Genomic DNA, 16,388 nt, shown 5'->3' with positions numbered 1-16,388 from the left:
CATATTGCGATCAGGACGCGCTGTAGATTGTTCCGTCTTGTCCTTCTAATCCCATATTGGGAGGGCCGAGACGCGCGCCGATCCCGGAGAGAAGCAAGAGCCCGCGAGAGACATCACAAGCCGGCAGAGTAGAATACTCGAAAGTGCTTGACCTCAACACGCCGAATAGAGAAGGGCGGCAGGTAGAGCAGGCTTGCCCCTGCGGCCTCAATCGCGTCGCGCACGCCGGCGGCCTTGTGGGCGGGCAGGTTGTCCATGACGACTACGTCGCCCTCCGACAATGTCGGGACCAGCACCTGCTCGACATAGGCCACGAATACGTTGCCGTTCATAGCGCCGTCGTAGACGAAGGGCGCTGTCATGCCCGTCAGCCGCAGCGCTCCGGTGAAGGTCGTGGTCTTCCAGTGGCCATGCGGCACGCCGGCCCGGCAGCGCTCGCCGCGCGGCGCTCTTCCACGCAGGCGGGCCATCTTTGTGGAGAGGCCGGTCTCGTCGATGAACACGAGCTTCTCCGGATCGAGATCGAGCTGGCCGTCGAACCAGTCCCGGCGCCGCTTCAGGACGTCGGGGCGATCCTGCTCCAGTGCGTGCGCGGACTTTTTTGAATGTCCAGCCGTGGCCGCGAAGCCAGGCGCTCAAGGCGCTGCGGCTGATCCGCACCGAATGCTCGGCGACGAGCCGCTCCACCATCTCGTTCAGCGTGATGTCCTTGCGCTCCTCGATCAGCCCGACGATGAATGCTTCATGCGCATCGAGGCTGGAGGCGCGGCGGCTGTGGCGCGACAATGAAGCTGCGAGCGCGTATTGCCTCACCCTGGAATGCTGCCGAACGATCTTTCCGTTGCCTCACCATAATGTTCCCCTGGGCTAGGATTCGATCAATGCGCGATCGGCTCGATTGCCGGCTCCACGTGCATTGGGCCGAACACCATCGCGTGAGCCTTTTCCTTCCGCCAGATCTTCAAGCGGCGCTGCAGCGTGCGCAGAAGTGGATCAGGATATTGCCCCGGCTGCTCCGCCTGCAGACGCACCAGTAATTCGCGGCTCGTCCGCCAGGGCTCTTCGTCGAACCACGCGCGCAACTGGCCTGTGACCTTCACGAGCGGATCCGGTCGGCGACGCCCTCGCTTTTGCCTCGACCTGGCTCTTGCTGTTGGGCGGACTTCCCCCTCCTTCCAGGCCGTCCGCAGACCCGACAGGAACTGGTCCAGCGCCGGATCGCTCACCACCAGCGCCGGCGTGCAGGATTCATCGGCAATGTCGACGAGGCGCTGCTGCGCCGATCGCATCTCCTGCAGCAGCTTTACCGGGTCCAGCCTCGCCTGTGTTTGCGCAAGCCTGGTACGAACCGGTTCAGGCGTGCGTGGATCTGCCAGCAGTCGCTGGCACGGTGTTGCCGCAGGGTGATAGCGCTTGCGCACGCGGGCGCCGTCCCGTTCCTTTCCGGCCAGCTTGAAGGAGGGTTGGAAGAAGTTCACGAACAGCCGAACCGTCGAATAGAGCTGTGCAAGGGCAGCAGCGGCTTCAAGTCCCTCCAGCCGACGATACCCGACAATGCGTCGCACCACGGCGCCGTTCTTCTGTTCGACGAAGGCCTGGTCATTTTTGCGGTAAGGACGGCAACGGGTGAACTCGATGCCGGCATTCAGACAGTAGTCGCGTATCGTCTCGTTCAGGAACACGCTGTCATTGTCCGTGTCGAATCCGAGAAGCCGAAATGGCAGGAGCCGCCGTAATACCGTCAGCACCTCGCTCAACAGCTTCTGTTCACGCACCAGCAAGGGCGCGCATTCCGTCCACCCGCTCGCGATGTCGGTAAGACAAAGCGTTTGTATGAAGCTTCCCCGCGTCGTCGGTCCACTGTGCGCCACCAGGTCGGCCTCGACGAATCCAGGCGGAGGATCCTGCCAATCGGAGAAGGTCCGGATCGGAATGCTGCGCCGCAGCGCGGTGGACGCTGTACTGCGACGGCGTCTCGGCCCACCAGCGATGTCTCGAACCTCGCGAAGGGCGCGGTCGATCGTGGCCGCGCTCATCGCCAATAGCCGTGTGCGGATCTCGGCGGTTAGGTGCAGATGCCCGTGACGCTCCATCGCCTCCACCAGAATTGGAATCAGCATCTTCAGACGCTTGCCGCAGATGCGATCCGAAGCTTCCCAGAGCACGATCAGCGCTTCGCGCACGGCGTCGTCATAAAGCCGGCGCTCCGGTCGCGGGCCCGAACGCTGCGCCTGTGGTCCATTCCGCAGCAACCGCATGGCATGCTTGCGGTGAACGCCGCTTACCGCCGCGAATTCATCGAGAATGCGCGACTTCTCTGCCCGATCGCCTCGGGCGTAGCGCTCCGCTACCACCTTCACCAGCTCATCCCGCGTCGCCATGCTTATCCGCCTCATCTGATTTGCTCCCGCCCCAAAACTGCGGGGAGCAAATCAGATGACGCAACGGCCCAACATCCGGGAGCAGTTCAGGCGATGCAATGCGCGCTCGCAGCTTCATTGTCGCGCCGCAGGCGGCGGCCCTGCGGGCGTGGCGCCAGTTCGCCGATCTTCGCCCGCGCAATCCAGCGGATCGCGCTGGACACTCCCACGCCGAACCGCGCCGCCGCTTGCCGCGCCGACATGCCCTCGTCCGAAGCCTTCAAGACCCGCGACCGAAGATCCCCGCTCAATGCTCTTCCCATCGTCCACCTCCATCGAGGTGGATATTGAATCAGCACAAAACGCAGCCGTCACATCACAATAGATTCATCGATCACAGGACGTGCTCTAGCCCGAAAAATTCACGGCGGGTTGGCGGATGTGGCGCAAGCCGTTGAAATGACGTAGGATTTGGTTGCTAAGGCCGATCCGAATCATTTCCCGGAGACCACACCCGCCATGAATGATCTTACCCTGCCGCTGAGCGGTTTGTCATCAGTGGGCGGCAAGTCCGTCGTCGCCCGTTTCGACGGCGGCATGTTGTCCTCCAACTGTGGCGTTCTGGTGCTGGCCGAGGTGGAAAAACGACTGCGGGTGGCCGACCGTCTGGCGCGTTGCATCGATGATCCGCGCTGCCCGGACCAGGTGGTCCACAGCCTGGCGGACATGATCGGCTTTCGCATGAAGATGATCGCCGCCGGCTATGAGGATGGCAACGACGCCAACCGGCTGCGCTCCGATCCGGTCTTCAAGATGGCCCAGGATGCGCTGCCGTCGGGTCGGGATCTGGCCTCGCAATCGACGCTGTGCCGGCTGGAGAACCTGCCCGGCGTGCGGGAGCTGGTCGCCATGGGGCGGGCGATGGTCGACCTCTATTGCGCTTCCTTCCGGCAGGTGCCGAAGCGGATTGTGCTCGACATCGACGACACGTTTGACGCCGTACATGGCGGCCAGCAATTGCGCCTGTTCAACGCGCATTACGACGAATACGGCTTCCAGCCGATCGTAGTGTTCGACGGTGCGGGCCGGTTCGTCAGCGCGATCCTGCGACCGGCCAGGCGGCCGCGCGGGGCTGAGATCTGCCCCCACCTGCGCCGCCTCGTGCGGGCGATCCGGAGCAATTGGCCGAACACACGGATCCTGATCCGGGCCGACAGCCACTACTGCGGTCCGCAGGTCATCGACTGGTGCCGCGCCAACGGTGTAGACTTCATCCTCGGCGTAGCGCCGACCACGACGCTGCGCGAGCATGTCGCGGACCTGGAAGCCCGCACGACGGCGCGCTTTGAAGCGTCGGCGAAATCGAACAAGGTCCGCCGCTTCAAGGAGTTCTTTGACGGCGCCGCCAGTTGGAGCCGCGTCGAGCGCATCATCGCCCGCGTCGAGGTCGGCGCCAAAGGAGCCGACACCCGCTTCATCGTCACCAATCTGACCAGTGGCAAGGCCAAGGCGCTCTACGAGGACCTCTACTGCCGGCGCGGCGCAGCCGAGAACCACATCAAGTCCTGGAAGACGCATCTTGCCGCCGACCGCACATCCTGCACAAGAGCGACGGCCAACCAGTTCCGGCTCTTCCTGCATGCCGGCGCCTACTGGCTAATGTGGGGCCTGCGCGCTGCGATGCCGAAACGCTCGAGCTTTGCCGTCGCCCAATTCGACACGCTGCGATTGCGCCTCATCAAAATCGCCGCGCGGGTGGTCGAGATCAAAACGCAAATCCGCCTGCACCTGCCGACATCCTGCCCCGACCAGCGTATTCTGCGCATCGTCCTCGACCGCATCCCGCGGCTCGCGACATAACCGCAGGGGCGCAGACGCCCCGAAACGAACCCGCCGACCGCAACCTGCAAACCCCGCCTGCCATCACGACGGATCACCGCCGCCGCCCGCCCAGGCTTGTCAAAATGCACCCACATCGCGACCAAATCGTCGCTTCAGGCCGCCGAAAACTCATCGCTGTGCATCAAGGCGGCTAGGTCATTGAGGACCGTCGATTAGTGTGATCACCCCCTTTCTTTTCCATCAGGCCTGAACGGAAACCGGGGCGTTTGGGCCCGGATGACAAGAATAGGACAGCGGAAAAGATGAGCGACGCCCTACCACAAACCATCGGCATCGATATCTCAAAAGCAACACTCGATGCTCATGCCTATCCTGCAGGCAGCAACCAGCAGTTTGCCAATACTGCCAGCGGCCATAAAGCCTTAATTGCATGGCTGGGACAATGGTCAGTCGAACGCGTGGCATATGAGGCGACTGGTGCTTACCACCGGGAACTCGAGCAAGCTCTGGCTGATCTGCCTTGCGTCAAGCTCAATCCCGCTCGTGCGCGGCGCTTTGCCCAAGCAGCTGGAACCCTGGCCAAGACCGACCGGATCGATGCAGTGATGCTGGCCCGCATGGCTAGTGACAGCTAGCACAATGCAGCCACCCGTGCGCCCGGCTATGAACCCCGAACAGGCAAGGTTGGCCGAACTGATCAGCGCCCGCGATGGTCTGATGCGCGACAGAACCGCGCTTAAAAACCAGGAGAAAAACCTGACGATTCCGCTTCTAAAGCGTCAGCACAAGCAACGCCTCAATCAGATCGATCAGCATATAATCGCTCTCGATGCCGAGCTCGCAGCAAGCATTGCGGCCGATCCGCTACTGGCCCGCCGGCATGAAATTATCTCCAGCATAGCTGGCCTCGGCCCACGCACTGCCAATCAGTTGGTCGCCATAATGCCAGAGCTTGGATCACTTGATAACAAACAGGCCGCATCCCTGGCAGGACTCGCTCCCGTCGCCCGCCAATCAGGGCAATGGAAAGGCAGAAGCTTCATCCAGGGTGGAAGGGCCAACGTTAGACGCGCACTCTACATGCCCGCTCTCGTCGCTGCCCGCTTTAACCCTGATCTCAGGGAGAAGTACCAGCACCTCATTGCATCAGGCAAACCAGCCAAAATCGCTATAGTCGCGGTTATGCGCAAGCTTCTCGTGACCGCCAATGCGCTCGTCAAAGCCGATCGCATCTGGGTCGAAAAACGTGCTTGATCACAACGGAAACTAATCGCCGTGGGGACGTCAAGTATCTTCGTTCTTGGAGATGCGTTTGCCGGGTACACGGTTGTCTTCGCGGTCGACATCGGTCGCCGCATGATGGAGCTTCGCGGGAGGAGCCTTCAATGTGGACGACGCACTTTGCTGAGTCAGCGGTGCAACCCCATCAGCGGAATGGCTCGGCCCCACGTCCCGGCAGGGACGTCTCAGGCGCTCCGATCCTGAACGCTATCCGCAAATTTCATGTTGTTGCTCCTGCGTTCCGATCAAAGAGCTCGCCAGTCTTGAGCATCGCATGCATCGTGACCGCCAGTTTGCGCGCTACGGCAACGGCCGCGCGTTTGAAGCCGATCCTCTCGCGGAGCTTGAGGCCCCATGTCCGCAGGGTGCTCTCGGTCGTGCTACGCGTCAGAATAACCGACGCTGCTTCGTAGAGAAGCCCTCGCAAATGGCGGTCACCGCGTCGGGATATATGGCCGTCATAATCGACTTCTCCGGATTGGTAGCGGCGCGTCGTCAGGCCGATCCAGGCGCCAACAGATCGGGACTTCTTGAAGTTGCCCGGATCTTCAATGGCAGTGGCGAAGGAGGTTGCGGTGATGGCGCCGATGCCAGGGATCGACATGAGTATGCGGCATGCCTGGCTCTGACGTGCATCTGCGACGAGCTGGCGCCCAAGCTCGGCGGCACGAATGCGAATGCCGCGCCAGGCTTCCAACATCGGCAGCACGATAAGAGCAAGTTCCTTGTGATCGATAAGAAGGCCCCGAACGTTCTTCTCGAATGTGGTTCCCTTACCTGCAGGAACGAGCAACCCGAATGTCTTCATGAGCCCCCGGCAAGGCGTTGGTGCGCGGATATGAAATCGAACGCATTTCGATCTTTAATGTAGTTGGTTATGCCTGCGTGACTTGACGCCGGATAGACTCCGGGCGTGCCCATGCCAGCATGCTGTTGAGAACGATGCAACCGATGGCAACCTCGGTCTGTTGAGCCGGAAGAGAGCGTGCTCGCAGGCGCCGTCCGATCAGCCCCTTGTATCGTCCGATGGCTGTTTCGCTCAGCGCCCGCTTGCCGTAGCCGGTGGCTGCCTGCCATTTCAGCCGACCGTCGCTTGCGATTGCGGCAATGTGCTTGTCCCTTTGACCCGGCGGTCCGGTATCACCGCTTTCCACCGCCGTGGAACGCGGTGGAATGACGATGTTCGCGGTTGCGCTGTGCTGCAGGATAGACCGATAGGTTGGCTTGCCGTCATAGGCTCCGTCGGCTGTGAACTGGTCGATCTCGCCGTCGATCTGATCGAGCAGCGGTGCCACCTGGGAAGGATCATCCGTGTCCTGATCTGTCAGCCTTTGGGCAATGATCGCGCCACTTTTGGCATCCACTGCCAGATGCAGCTTGCGCCAGTTGCGACGTGATCTGGCGCCATGTTTCTGCTCCAGCCATTGCCCGGCGCCGTAGACTTTCAATCCCGTGCTATCGACAAGCACATGCAGCGGGCCGTCCGGCAGCGGCGGGTTTCGTCGGGCTGATGGCTCCCACTTCTGTGCCCGACGGCTCAGCGTCGTATGATCTGGAACTGGGACTTTCAGCCCCATGAGATCCAGCAGCGAATGGAGCAATCCCTCGGTCTGGCGCAGCCGCATTGCCAAGACGCAACCCAGCGTCAGCGCTGTCTCAATGGCGAGATCGGAATACCGGGCTTGGCCGCCGCGGGTCTTGCGTCGCGGAGCGCGCCATCCCGCCAGTGCCTCCGGCGTTACCCATAAGGTCAGGCTACCACGCCGGCGCAGACCTGCTTCGTAGTCACGCCAATTCGTCACCCTGAATTTCATCTTTCCGACGTGATGACGACGATCTCCGTTGTGTTTGTACGGCATGGCACTCGCATCAAGCTGATTTCGATCCTGCCTGCCTATCGCCAAACCGTTGACAAAGGATCCATGCACCAACGCTCCTTGCAACTCATCGATTCACAGCCCATCTTCACCAAATCGCGGCCACCAAACTCTTCATCCTGATCGTCGCGCTTCCCATCCAAATTGTCGCGCCATAGCAGTACCCATTTCCTCACCAAAACCCTCGAAAACGTCAAAACCGAGATGGGCTTGCAGGTCTCGCCTACAACATGAAGCGCATGATCAGCACCTTCGGCGTCAAGCCGCTGATGACGGCAATCGCCGCCTGATCCACGCCCCGCCTGCCAGCAGCCTCATCGCTGCCACACTCAAAAACAGCGGCCGTCATACGCGATCTGCAATCGCGTTTTCACACGACCTCGGTCCCAAACCGACAAAATTACTGTCATCCCTCACGCCGATGTCCGCCGCGCGATTGGGGACGCCGTCCCCGCGTTGCTCGGTGCCTTGGAAGCTATCCGGATATCGCCGCCACAGAAAACGAACCTTGTCATTCTGCGGAATATTGGCATCGAGGAGAAACAGTTCTTGCTCCAGCTCCTTCCGGATGGAAGCGGTAAATGACCGTGCATCTGTGGTCAGGTTCAGGCCAGAGTAGTACGCATCTCCAGCCCGGAACGTGATCGAGTGCATGTTCTGCAAGTTCAAGAATTGGCGTCGCATCGCAACACGATACGATCGCCATCAGAACTATCTCTCAGCCCTTGCTCTTGCTAACAAAAAGGCCCGGCCCAATCTGGAGGGATTGGGTGCCGGGTCTTTAGGGTCACATTCGATTGGGAAGGTGCAGTGACGCTTCTTGGCTACGCCCCGCATGATTAACGATCGGTTAACTGCGGGCATATCCCTCAGCGGGGATGTCACATTAACGAGAAATACTACTATCTACTCGTCAAGCGCAAAAGTTTCGGGCAAAAGAAATCAAAGGGTTAGGGCGTCAAGAATGTAACCGGGGCAGATTACCGGGCGGTGGGGGTTTGCAGGCGCGTGCGTTCGTGATTCACCCTTTGCGTGACGCGGCCTTTATCAACCAAAGACAGCAATATCCTTGTGACCTATGGCCTTTCATGCGATTCTTCGGGCTACGCTACAAAGGCTATTGCGGTGACCGCTTGCCTAAACCCACACCAATAAAAGATCCGTGCACCAACGCCCCGGAATTAGGCAGACAATGGAAGAGGTGTCCTCAGTCCGGCAGCGGTTACTGGATTTTTGCCTCTCTCGCAGTCTCGACATCGTTTAGGCCCCTCAAGGCGTCATGGCTTCCCGTCCCAGCGGCGGCGCGGAAAACCTGCTCGGCGTCGGCGAAGTGGCGCAGTCTCAGATAGGCATAGCCACGCAGCACCATGAGACCGGTTCGCTCGGGCGCAATTCGCGACCGCTCGTCCAGTGCCATGATCGTCTCGACATAGCGGCCCTGATCGAAGGCGCTGCTGGCCTGGTTTTCCAAGAGCGCGGTTCTCAGTTGCACGCTGCGGTCGGCATCCTGCGGGGCCTTGGCCGCCGCAACCGCGGCCATGTCCGACAACCCGGCGCGTAGATAGGCCAAGCTCTGTCCGTAGGCAGCGTCGGTGCGGGTCTTGCTGGTACCGTGCAGGGCCACTTCAAAGGCGGCAACCGCCTCCATCGGCCGATTCGCGCCCATTAGGCACCAGCCGCGCGTCAGCGCCTGGTCCGGTGAAAGTGTGGCCGGGTCGATGGTACTCGAGCAACCGCGCGCCTGCTGTCTAGCCCTTGCGACCGACCTCTCCGGTACATTGTCCTGGTTGCTGTTTGCCTGCGCATCAGCCTCACCTTGTGTTGTCCGCGGGCGTGCCCGAGCACCCCTGCCCGCGCCCTTGCCGACGGCAGCGGTCTCGATGCTACGCTCGCCGACCGTCGGTATGCGCTCGGATCTCCCCACCCAGGCGGCCTGTACCTCCCGCGCACCAGCCTTGTCTCCGATCTTCCAGCGTGTCAGTGTCAGGCCGTATGCGGACGGCTCGTCATCGGGCTTCCAGTCCAACGCAAGCTTGAACCACTGCGCCGCTGTCTGCGACTGATTCAATCCATCAGCATACCAGCCAAGCTGCTGCGCGGACGCAGCATCCTTGGTTGCGTAGACTTCTTGCACCATCCGCTGCAGCACCTCAGCGCTCAGCGGAGCCGGCGGCGTGACGGCCAGCAGGTTTGCGACCGCCGCCAGATAAACGCGCCTCACGTCATCGTTTGTATTGCGCCATTGATAGAGCACGTCCTCGGCATCCGCGGGGCGTTTCAGCTTGATCAGGGCCAATGCCAGTCCCTGCGAAGCGCCGGCGGTGTTTTCCTTATCATGGGCCTTGCGAAACCAGGTCTCCGCATCCTGGGGATTGTTGCGGCGCACATGGTACCATCCCAGCAGCAAATCGTCGGAAACCAGCCCTCCGTCCCTGGCAAGCGTTTCGACCGTCGCAATGTCGGCCGGCGCAACGACAAGTTTTGGGTCGGCATCGACATTGGCCAGGCTTTGCCTGGCGATGTCGCTCCGAACGGTTGCAAACTCGCCCTTGCCATCGGCTGCCTTCTGTTCCGTCGCTAGAAGCTGATCGAGATTCGGACGCGACAGAAGTGGCAGTGCCTTCTGGATCGTGGCGACGCGTTCCTCGGGCTTCTTGCAATTGTTGAGGACGAAGAGATAGGCATCGCGAGCCCGATCCTCTCGGCTGGTGTGCGCGAAGGCTTCCGCCACCCGCCACAAGACATCGACATCGCCGCAGGTCCGCAAGCTTGCATTGGTGGAGCCTATGCGGATCACGGCATCATATTGTTTGAGATCGGAAGCATTGACGAGCTGCTCCCTGGCCTCCGCCACGGCCAGCCTGTCGAGCAGGTCCGCAGGAGGCTGCCAGCCGGCCTGCGCGCTCTGCCTGTCGGCAATGGCCTTGCGAACCTCGGCGAGCTTGCCTTCGGAATAGAGCTTCCACATCCGGTCGAGCTGCGGGTCGCCCTCTTGGCGCAGAGCCAGTGGATTTTCCGGCGGACTCCATTCCGGATAGAGTGCCTTCAGCCTCGCAATCTCCGCCTCCAGCCGTCTGGTGTCGCCTTTGGCGGCAAAATAGCGGAGCGCTGTCTCGTCAACCTTCGGCGGCGGCGAAGCCGGTCGGGCTTTGGCCGTTGTCGGAACCGTCGGCGCGGGAGCCGATTGTGCAACCGTGGTCGGTTGCGAGTATCCCGCCTGGGATTGGCCTTCAGCGACGGCGTTCCGCGTCGTGCCGGACATCGATGGCGGGGCGGCATCGAAATAGCCGCCGTTTCGGAGGATGACCGCGCCGAGCGCGACGACGCCGGCGGTTATGAAGACCACCGGTTTCATAGGCACTCCGGATGATGGCTCCGCGCATAGGAGAGCGCCAGCAACTGGAGGGTCGAGGGATAATAGTCGGTCGGCGTGAATAACTGCATGTCGTCGGGCAATCGCGTTCCATCAAGCACGCATGACACCAGAGCCGGGATGATCCTATAGCCGGCATCGGCAAGCAGCTGCCGCGTTTGCCCCGTCGCGATGTCGACGACACGGACGCGTCCTTCAGCATCCTGCATCTGTGCCACGAATGGCTCCAGCAATGCCCGGTCGCGACTTCCAGCGCGAACGAGATAAAGTGGGATGCGAACGGCATTGTAACTGAATTCTTGGGGAAATCCATCGGCAGGCCGGAGTCTGGCCTTCAATGAAACCCAATCCGGCGGAAGGCTGGATGGACCGGTCTTCATGCTGCCGGCAAGCAGGGCCTTGCCATTGTCGGCGAGCTCAACCCAAGGGCCGTCCGGCACCAGTTCGGCCATAACCGGGAGCGCCTCGAACACCCAATAGGATGGGTTAACCACCGGACCATCCGCTCGTTCGCCTGCTCCGAAACCCGAATTTCCAGGTTTGAGCAGTAAGAGATCGCCCAGCGTTTCCAAGCCTCCGGCAGTGAGCGCGGTGGCAATGGCAGTGGCCGCGCCGGTAAGATCGGGGCGATGCCAGGCAGAGCCGGCAAGCGCCAAGCCGTAGGCGATCAGCAGGTCGCCATCGGTGGCGTTGTTGGTGTCGGTAACATGCGGGACCGCGGCAGGGTCCCATTTCCACGCAGCCAATCCATCGTCCCGCACCAGCATATCCGTGCGGGTAAACGCCCAGATGCGATCGAAATCACCCCGGTTGTCGGCAAGGTAAGACAATAGCAGTCCGTATCCCTGTCCTTCGCTGTGGCTGATATTTCCATTCGCGTTGTCGACGATTCTCCCTGCCGGGTCGAGGAACTTTTCCCTGTAAAGGTTCCATTCCTTGGGCGTTATTGTGCCAGCCGCTCGGGCCTGCTGGGTTTGTATCGTCACAACCGGAACCACCACGGCAAGAAGCAGAAGGAAATATCGCGCTGAGCACCTCACTTTTTCCTGCCTAGTGATCCCAGGAGACCGGCCGTGGCGAAGCCCAGCAGGATCGACAGCAGGGTCAGAATGACCGCATAGGACAGCGCATTGGCAGACAGCCAATTCGCAATGATGAGGCGGTAGTTCGACAGCGAAAACGGCTGCGTCTCGACGAAATCGAACCGCGTGACGTTAACCGTCTCAACCTTGTCGTCACCGGAGTCCACCGTCGTGATATGCCCTGCCAGCTGCCGCCATGTGTCCTGTTGTGTCAGCGAACGGACCCCGTCACGGAGCGCGCCGACGGTCGGGGCGGTAACGAGCGTCCAGGTGCCGTCGCCAGTCGGACTTGCTTCCTGGGCAACCACCAGACTGGCACTGCCCTGTGGGGTGAATTCGGCAGCAGGCCCCGGAAAGATGCGAAAGGTATTGGTGGAGATGTTGAAAGTGCGATTCATCCAATCCTGAAGCGAGCTGATCTGACCGCGCCAGCCGCTGCCACGCAGCTTTTCCCGCCATTGGTCAAATGTCGCTTCAGTGTTCGGCCGAATGGAGGCAACGCTCTCGCCCCAGGTGGAGGAGGTTTCATTCGAAACGCCTACCTGCGCCAGCACCGCCGGCGGCACTTGCGAAATCGCACTGACGAAAAGTGCGTTCCTATCGCCTACCGCAGCCGCCGCAGTCGAAGAATCGACTGGTATCAGGCGTCCGGCAGCCACCGACATGCGCGCCATCAGCGTCAGCCCAGCGGAAACGGTCTCCGACTGGGTCCGATCCATGATCATCGGGATCGCGTATTCAGATCGGCTGTAGGGGAAACCGGTTCCACTGATTGCGGCAAGGTTGGGCGTCCTGGCGATGCGCGCAAAGGCAGGCATGACGAACTCGGAGCTGTCGAAAACAACGTAACGCTGGCTGCCCTGTGCCGTCGCGCCTGGCGCGCAGGTCGCATCGGCCTGGGTCATCAGGACGGCTTCGAGCGCTATGGTGTTATCGCCTGGCCTAAAATGCCGCATCGTCACCTTGATGGGCAGATGACGCAGGATTTCGCCGCCGGAGGTGGTGATCGGCACCGTCGCGGCGATGTTGTCGTTGACATACACGTCAATGTGGCTTCCCGGCAGGACATCCTGCGAATAGGCGGCATCCAGCAGGATGGTCGCTTCGCCATAGGCCTCGGCATAGAAGTCCGATGGCACGCCCACCGCAAAATCGGTGCGCACCCTGCGTCCGGCGAATTCCAGAGTATTCACGCCAAGTTCGGAAAATTTCAAACTGCTGGCGGTTACCAGCATAGGCACGTCAGGCGTCCGCCAAGCACGGGTAGAAAGGCTGGTCCGCAGGCTGCTGCTCGGCCGATCGACCTGCTTGGCAATGTCATCGATCGCCAAATCGATGGCTTGCCAATTTGGACCACTGATGACCAGGGTCGAAGGACCAAGCCGGGGGTCGTCAACCAAAGTCGCTATTGGCCCTGCCTCGGCGCCAGTGGGAATTGTCGCCAGGACCTTTGATAGTTCGGAGGCCGGCCCCAGAACGATGGTCGCCATGCCAGACCTGGGGGGTGGTGCCCCGGCCTCGCTGACATCAAATGACTGGTTCGGCATATTGGCCATCAGGGCCAGGGCTTCGCCTAGACGCACTGCCGGCGATGTCGAGACGGTCTGTCCCATCGAGGGCACGATCAGGTTGAAGGTCGTCGCGCCGTTCTCGTCCACGCCGATCGCGCGCAGGTCCTCGACCCGCTTCCAGCGACCGGCATCCGGTCCGTCAAACGACAGAAAAGTTCTGCTGGTGTCGACCTGAGTCCACAACTCGTAGGTCGATTCGATCGTGCAATCAGTGCGATGCCGCTGCACCGCGGATATGGTGATATCATTTAGCCCGGCGTGGAGAAGCTTTGCCGGAATGCCGACCGACATTTCGGACGGGTCGTCAGATGAAGCAATTGGTGCATCGACCAGCATGCTGCCGTTGATCGACACTTTCAAGCGCGATGCCTCGGGGGCGACCATGACGGCGTTCTGATAGCCTAGATGAAACTCCGACTTCGACGTGGCCTGTTCGGGCGTCAGAAAGATCGACCAGGAACGCTGCGAGTATTCTCCCGGGAACACAAGCTCGGCGAACGGAACGATGTAGCGTCGCGCCGGCGTCTGGACCTCAGACGCAGCGGCGACCGGTTTGGTATCACTCTGTGCGGGTGCCAAATCTGCCGGCGCAACGGGTATCGGCGCGGTTGGCTTGGCGGGCGCCGAAACGACCGGCTTTTCGGAGGACATATCGAACGGGCTTGTCTGGGCGATTGCCTGCGACGCAGACAGCAGAAGCAAGGCAAGCGGTGCAAAACCGGCCCTCATTGCCGCTTCTCCGCAAGCTTGCCGAAGGGCTCGCCGCCGGTGCGGCCGCGCATATCGCGCCAGAAGTAAATCAGGCCTCGGCAGGTTTGGAAAATCGCCAGCCGCAGGAACCAGAACGTCCCCCACAGCAGGCCCGGATTTCCCCTGCGGGAGAGCTGGAACTGTTCCCACTGCTTTGAATTCGCGAAGATCAGATCGGCAACGAGCCGGTGGTGTACGGCTTCGGTCGGCATGTAGAGACAGCCGACAGCAATGCTATCCGTGGTCCGCTCGAAGTTTCGAATGGTGACCGGCAACACGGCTTCCGTACCGTCAGCGAACAACTTGAAGCGAATGCCCCCCTTGGCGTCCTTGGCCAGCTCGTCCATATCAGCGCCGAATACCAGCACCCGCGCGCCATTGGCCGATACATTCTCGATCGTGCCCTGAAGCCATTTGCCGGCGACCTCGAAATCGCAACGACGGCTAACCTTGACCCTTCGCGTGGCGGCGCGCTCTCCCCGCTCGGAGACGACGCCCAGCGCGCAGCCAGCCATGATCAGGTTGATCAGGTTCCAGCCGCCCACCACCAGTGTCACGTCGGCCTTGAACGGCTCGGCGTAGACCTTCCAGACGGTCACCACCACGCCGATGAGCAGGATGCCGAAAATGGCGAAAAACGGTTTGCCGATTTCGGAAAGTCGGCTTGTCGCGATGGACTCGTCCTTTGCAGTGACCTTGAACGTCGGCTTGCGCGGGTTGAGGATCACCGAGATTACAGCTGGAAGCAGGTGGACCGTCTGCACATACTCATACAACTCCGAGACCCATGGCCAACGGAAGGCGCCATAGAGGTAGTTCTGCATCATCAGGTTCACGATCATATAGGTGAGCGTATAGGCCATGAACTCGCCGCCGGAGGCGGTGAATATCTGCAGGTCGAAGAACAGATAGAACAGCGGCGCGACCAGAAAGATCGTGCGCGGGAACGGAAACAGCCAGAACAGCGTCGATGACATATAGCACAGACGCTGTGGTATCGAGAGACCCCGCTTGAAAAGCGGGAATCGAAACCGCAGGATCTGCATCATGCCTTGCGCCCAACGGCTTCTCTGGCCGATGAAACTGGCGAAGGTCGCCGGCTGCAATCCGGCGATCAGCGGCTTGTCGACATAGACACTGTGCCATCCGCGCGCATGCAGTTCGATGGCCGTCTCACAGTCTTCGGTAATGCTGACGCCGCTGAAACCCTGGGTTTCCATAAGGGCCGCGCGTCGCAGCACCGCAGCCGATCCGCAGAAGAACGCGGCGTTCCATTTGTCGAGACCGCGCTGGATGATGCCGTAGAACATCTCGTTCTCGGACGGCATGTTTTCGAAAGTTCTCAGGTTTCGTTCAACCGGATCGGGATTGAGAAAAAAGTGCGGGGTCTGGACGAGAAAGAGCCTGGGATCTTCGTCGAAATAACCGACGGTCTCCTTGAGAAAATCACGCGCCGGCGCATGGTCCGCATCGAACACAGCGACAAGTTCGCCCGTTGACTGTGCCAGTCCGTTGTTGAGGTTGCCTGCCTTGGCGTGCTCATTGCGATCGCGGGTCAGATAGGTCACGCCCATTTCGGCGCTCAGCCTCTGCAGTTGAGCGTGCCGCCGTTCTGCATTGTTGGCGTCGGCTATCTTGTCCGAGTTGCGTTTCTGAACCGTGCCGCCATCATCGAGGAGCCAGACGTGCAGCCTGTCGGCCGGATAATCCATGCCCTTGGCAGCGGCCATCGTGTTGGCCAGCAACTCGGGGTCTTCATTGTAGGTGGGAATGAAGACGTCGACGGAAGGCAGACGGTCATTGAAATTGGCGCGTGACGGGCGCGGTGCCAGCGGCAGCGCAACGACGAAAAGGCTGAGCGCCAGCATCATCACGCTGTACATTTCCGCCAGATAGAGCAGAAAGCCAGGGATGAAGTTTTCCAGCTGGTTGACCGGGGGGAGCGTGCTCGTTGTGCGCCAGTAGACGTAGCGCATCACGATGGCGGTGCCGAAGGCAAGCGCCACCAGACGCCAGATACCATCGGGCCGGATCAGCTTGAGCACCATCATGGCAAGGAGCACGCAGGTGCCGGCAACCAGCTGGGTTTCCAGGCTGATGGGCAGCGTCACCATCGTGATCACGCATATGGACGCGAACGCCCATTGCACAATGGTCAGGAATTTCTGCATTCAATGCGCCTTTGTCTTCGGACGCCCTGCCGGCCACCGGTCGATCGCACCACTGCGCCGCCGATTGCGAACCGGGTGTGC

General features: G+C 60.9%; 9 protein-coding genes and 5 pseudogenes. 3 read left to right on the top strand and 11 right to left on the bottom strand.

Translation table 11 applies throughout. The features are described 5' to 3' along the window. Positions 1-167: 167 nt before the first annotated feature. From AC56QX_RS35635 to AC56QX_RS35625, 3 genes and pseudogenes are all read right to left on the bottom strand, one after another. A pseudogene (locus AC56QX_RS35635) lies at positions 168-771 on the bottom strand (IS630 family transposase); the annotation flags it as partial. Between the two features lie 107 nt (positions 772-878). Further along, positions 879-2,396 carry a transposase gene (locus AC56QX_RS35630; RefSeq protein ID WP_497118174.1) on the bottom strand — a complete coding sequence of 506 codons (1,518 nt, stop codon included), beginning with the start codon at positions 2,394-2,396 and terminating at the stop codon, positions 879-881. Between the two features lie 116 nt (positions 2,397-2,512). Then, a pseudogene (locus AC56QX_RS35625) lies at positions 2,513-2,683 on the bottom strand (helix-turn-helix domain-containing protein); the annotation flags it as partial. A gap of 196 nt (positions 2,684-2,879) precedes the next feature. On the opposite strand from AC56QX_RS35625, the gene AC56QX_RS35620 reads away from it, so the two are divergent. Both AC56QX_RS35620 and AC56QX_RS35615 read left to right on the top strand, forming a co-directional pair. Continuing rightward, positions 2,880-4,220, top strand: coding sequence for an IS1380 family transposase (locus tag AC56QX_RS35620; RefSeq protein WP_497112851.1), 1,341 nt, complete (start codon positions 2,880-2,882; stop codon positions 4,218-4,220). Positions 4,221-4,504: 284 nt separating this feature from the next. Then, a pseudogene (locus AC56QX_RS35615) lies at positions 4,505-5,456 on the top strand (IS110 family RNA-guided transposase). A gap of 247 nt (positions 5,457-5,703) precedes the next feature. On the opposite strand, the pseudogene AC56QX_RS35610 reads toward AC56QX_RS35615, so the two are convergent. From AC56QX_RS35610 to AC56QX_RS35595, 4 genes and pseudogenes are all read right to left on the bottom strand, one after another. Beyond that, a pseudogene (locus tag AC56QX_RS35610) lies at positions 5,704-6,345 on the bottom strand (IS110 family RNA-guided transposase); the annotation flags it as partial. Between the two features lie 13 nt (positions 6,346-6,358). Continuing rightward, the gene (locus AC56QX_RS35605; RefSeq protein WP_497118426.1) at positions 6,359-7,342 is read right to left on the bottom strand and encodes an IS5 family transposase; all 984 of its coding nucleotides are present in this window, start codon (positions 7,340-7,342) and stop codon (positions 6,359-6,361) included. A 241-nt stretch (positions 7,343-7,583) separates the two neighbouring features. Continuing rightward, positions 7,584-7,709 carry a hypothetical protein gene (locus AC56QX_RS35600; protein ID WP_497118172.1) on the bottom strand — a complete coding sequence of 42 codons (126 nt, stop codon included), beginning with the start codon at positions 7,707-7,709 and terminating at the stop codon, positions 7,584-7,586. Next, the gene (locus tag AC56QX_RS35595; RefSeq protein ID WP_497118446.1) at positions 7,706-8,029 is read right to left on the bottom strand and encodes a hypothetical protein; all 324 of its coding nucleotides are present in this window, start codon (positions 8,027-8,029) and stop codon (positions 7,706-7,708) included. Before AC56QX_RS35595 ends, AC56QX_RS35600 begins: the two co-directional genes overlap by 4 nt. On the opposite strand from AC56QX_RS35595, the pseudogene AC56QX_RS35590 reads away from it, so the two are divergent. Beyond that, positions 7,995-8,174, top strand: a pseudogene (locus AC56QX_RS35590) (hypothetical protein); the annotation flags it as partial. The gene AC56QX_RS35595 and the pseudogene AC56QX_RS35590 overlap by 35 nt on opposite strands. Before the next feature lie 408 nt (positions 8,175-8,582). Here AC56QX_RS35590 and AC56QX_RS35585 read toward each other — a convergent pair. From AC56QX_RS35585 to bcsA, 4 genes are read right to left on the bottom strand one after another with little or no spacing between them, the layout of a single operon-like run. Next, positions 8,583-10,715 carry a cellulose synthase gene (locus tag AC56QX_RS35585; RefSeq protein WP_497118171.1) on the bottom strand — a complete coding sequence of 711 codons (2,133 nt, stop codon included), beginning with the start codon at positions 10,713-10,715 and terminating at the stop codon, positions 8,583-8,585. Beyond that, a complete protein-coding gene (locus AC56QX_RS35580; protein WP_497118170.1) occupies positions 10,712-11,719 on the bottom strand; it encodes a family 8 glycosyl hydrolase in 1,008 nt (335 codons plus the stop codon). Before AC56QX_RS35580 ends, AC56QX_RS35585 begins: the two co-directional genes overlap by 4 nt. A gap of 50 nt (positions 11,720-11,769) precedes the next feature. Continuing rightward, positions 11,770-14,115 (bottom strand): cellulose biosynthesis cyclic di-GMP-binding regulatory protein BcsB, encoded by a 2,346-nt coding sequence (locus AC56QX_RS35575; RefSeq protein ID WP_497118168.1) that lies wholly within the window; start codon positions 14,113-14,115, stop codon positions 11,770-11,772. Continuing rightward, positions 14,112-16,307: a UDP-forming cellulose synthase catalytic subunit gene (gene bcsA, locus AC56QX_RS35570; protein ID WP_497118166.1), complete on the bottom strand. Its 2,196-nt coding sequence runs from the start codon at positions 16,305-16,307 to the stop codon at positions 14,112-14,114. The genes AC56QX_RS35575 and bcsA overlap by 4 nt, the downstream gene beginning before the upstream one ends. Positions 16,308-16,388: the final 81 nt, after the last annotated feature.

The organism is Mesorhizobium sp. RCAM 06353 (assembly GCF_059683585.1).
The sequence above is the reverse complement of the archived record's forward strand: the minus strand, read 5'-3'. Positions and strand labels throughout refer to the sequence as shown.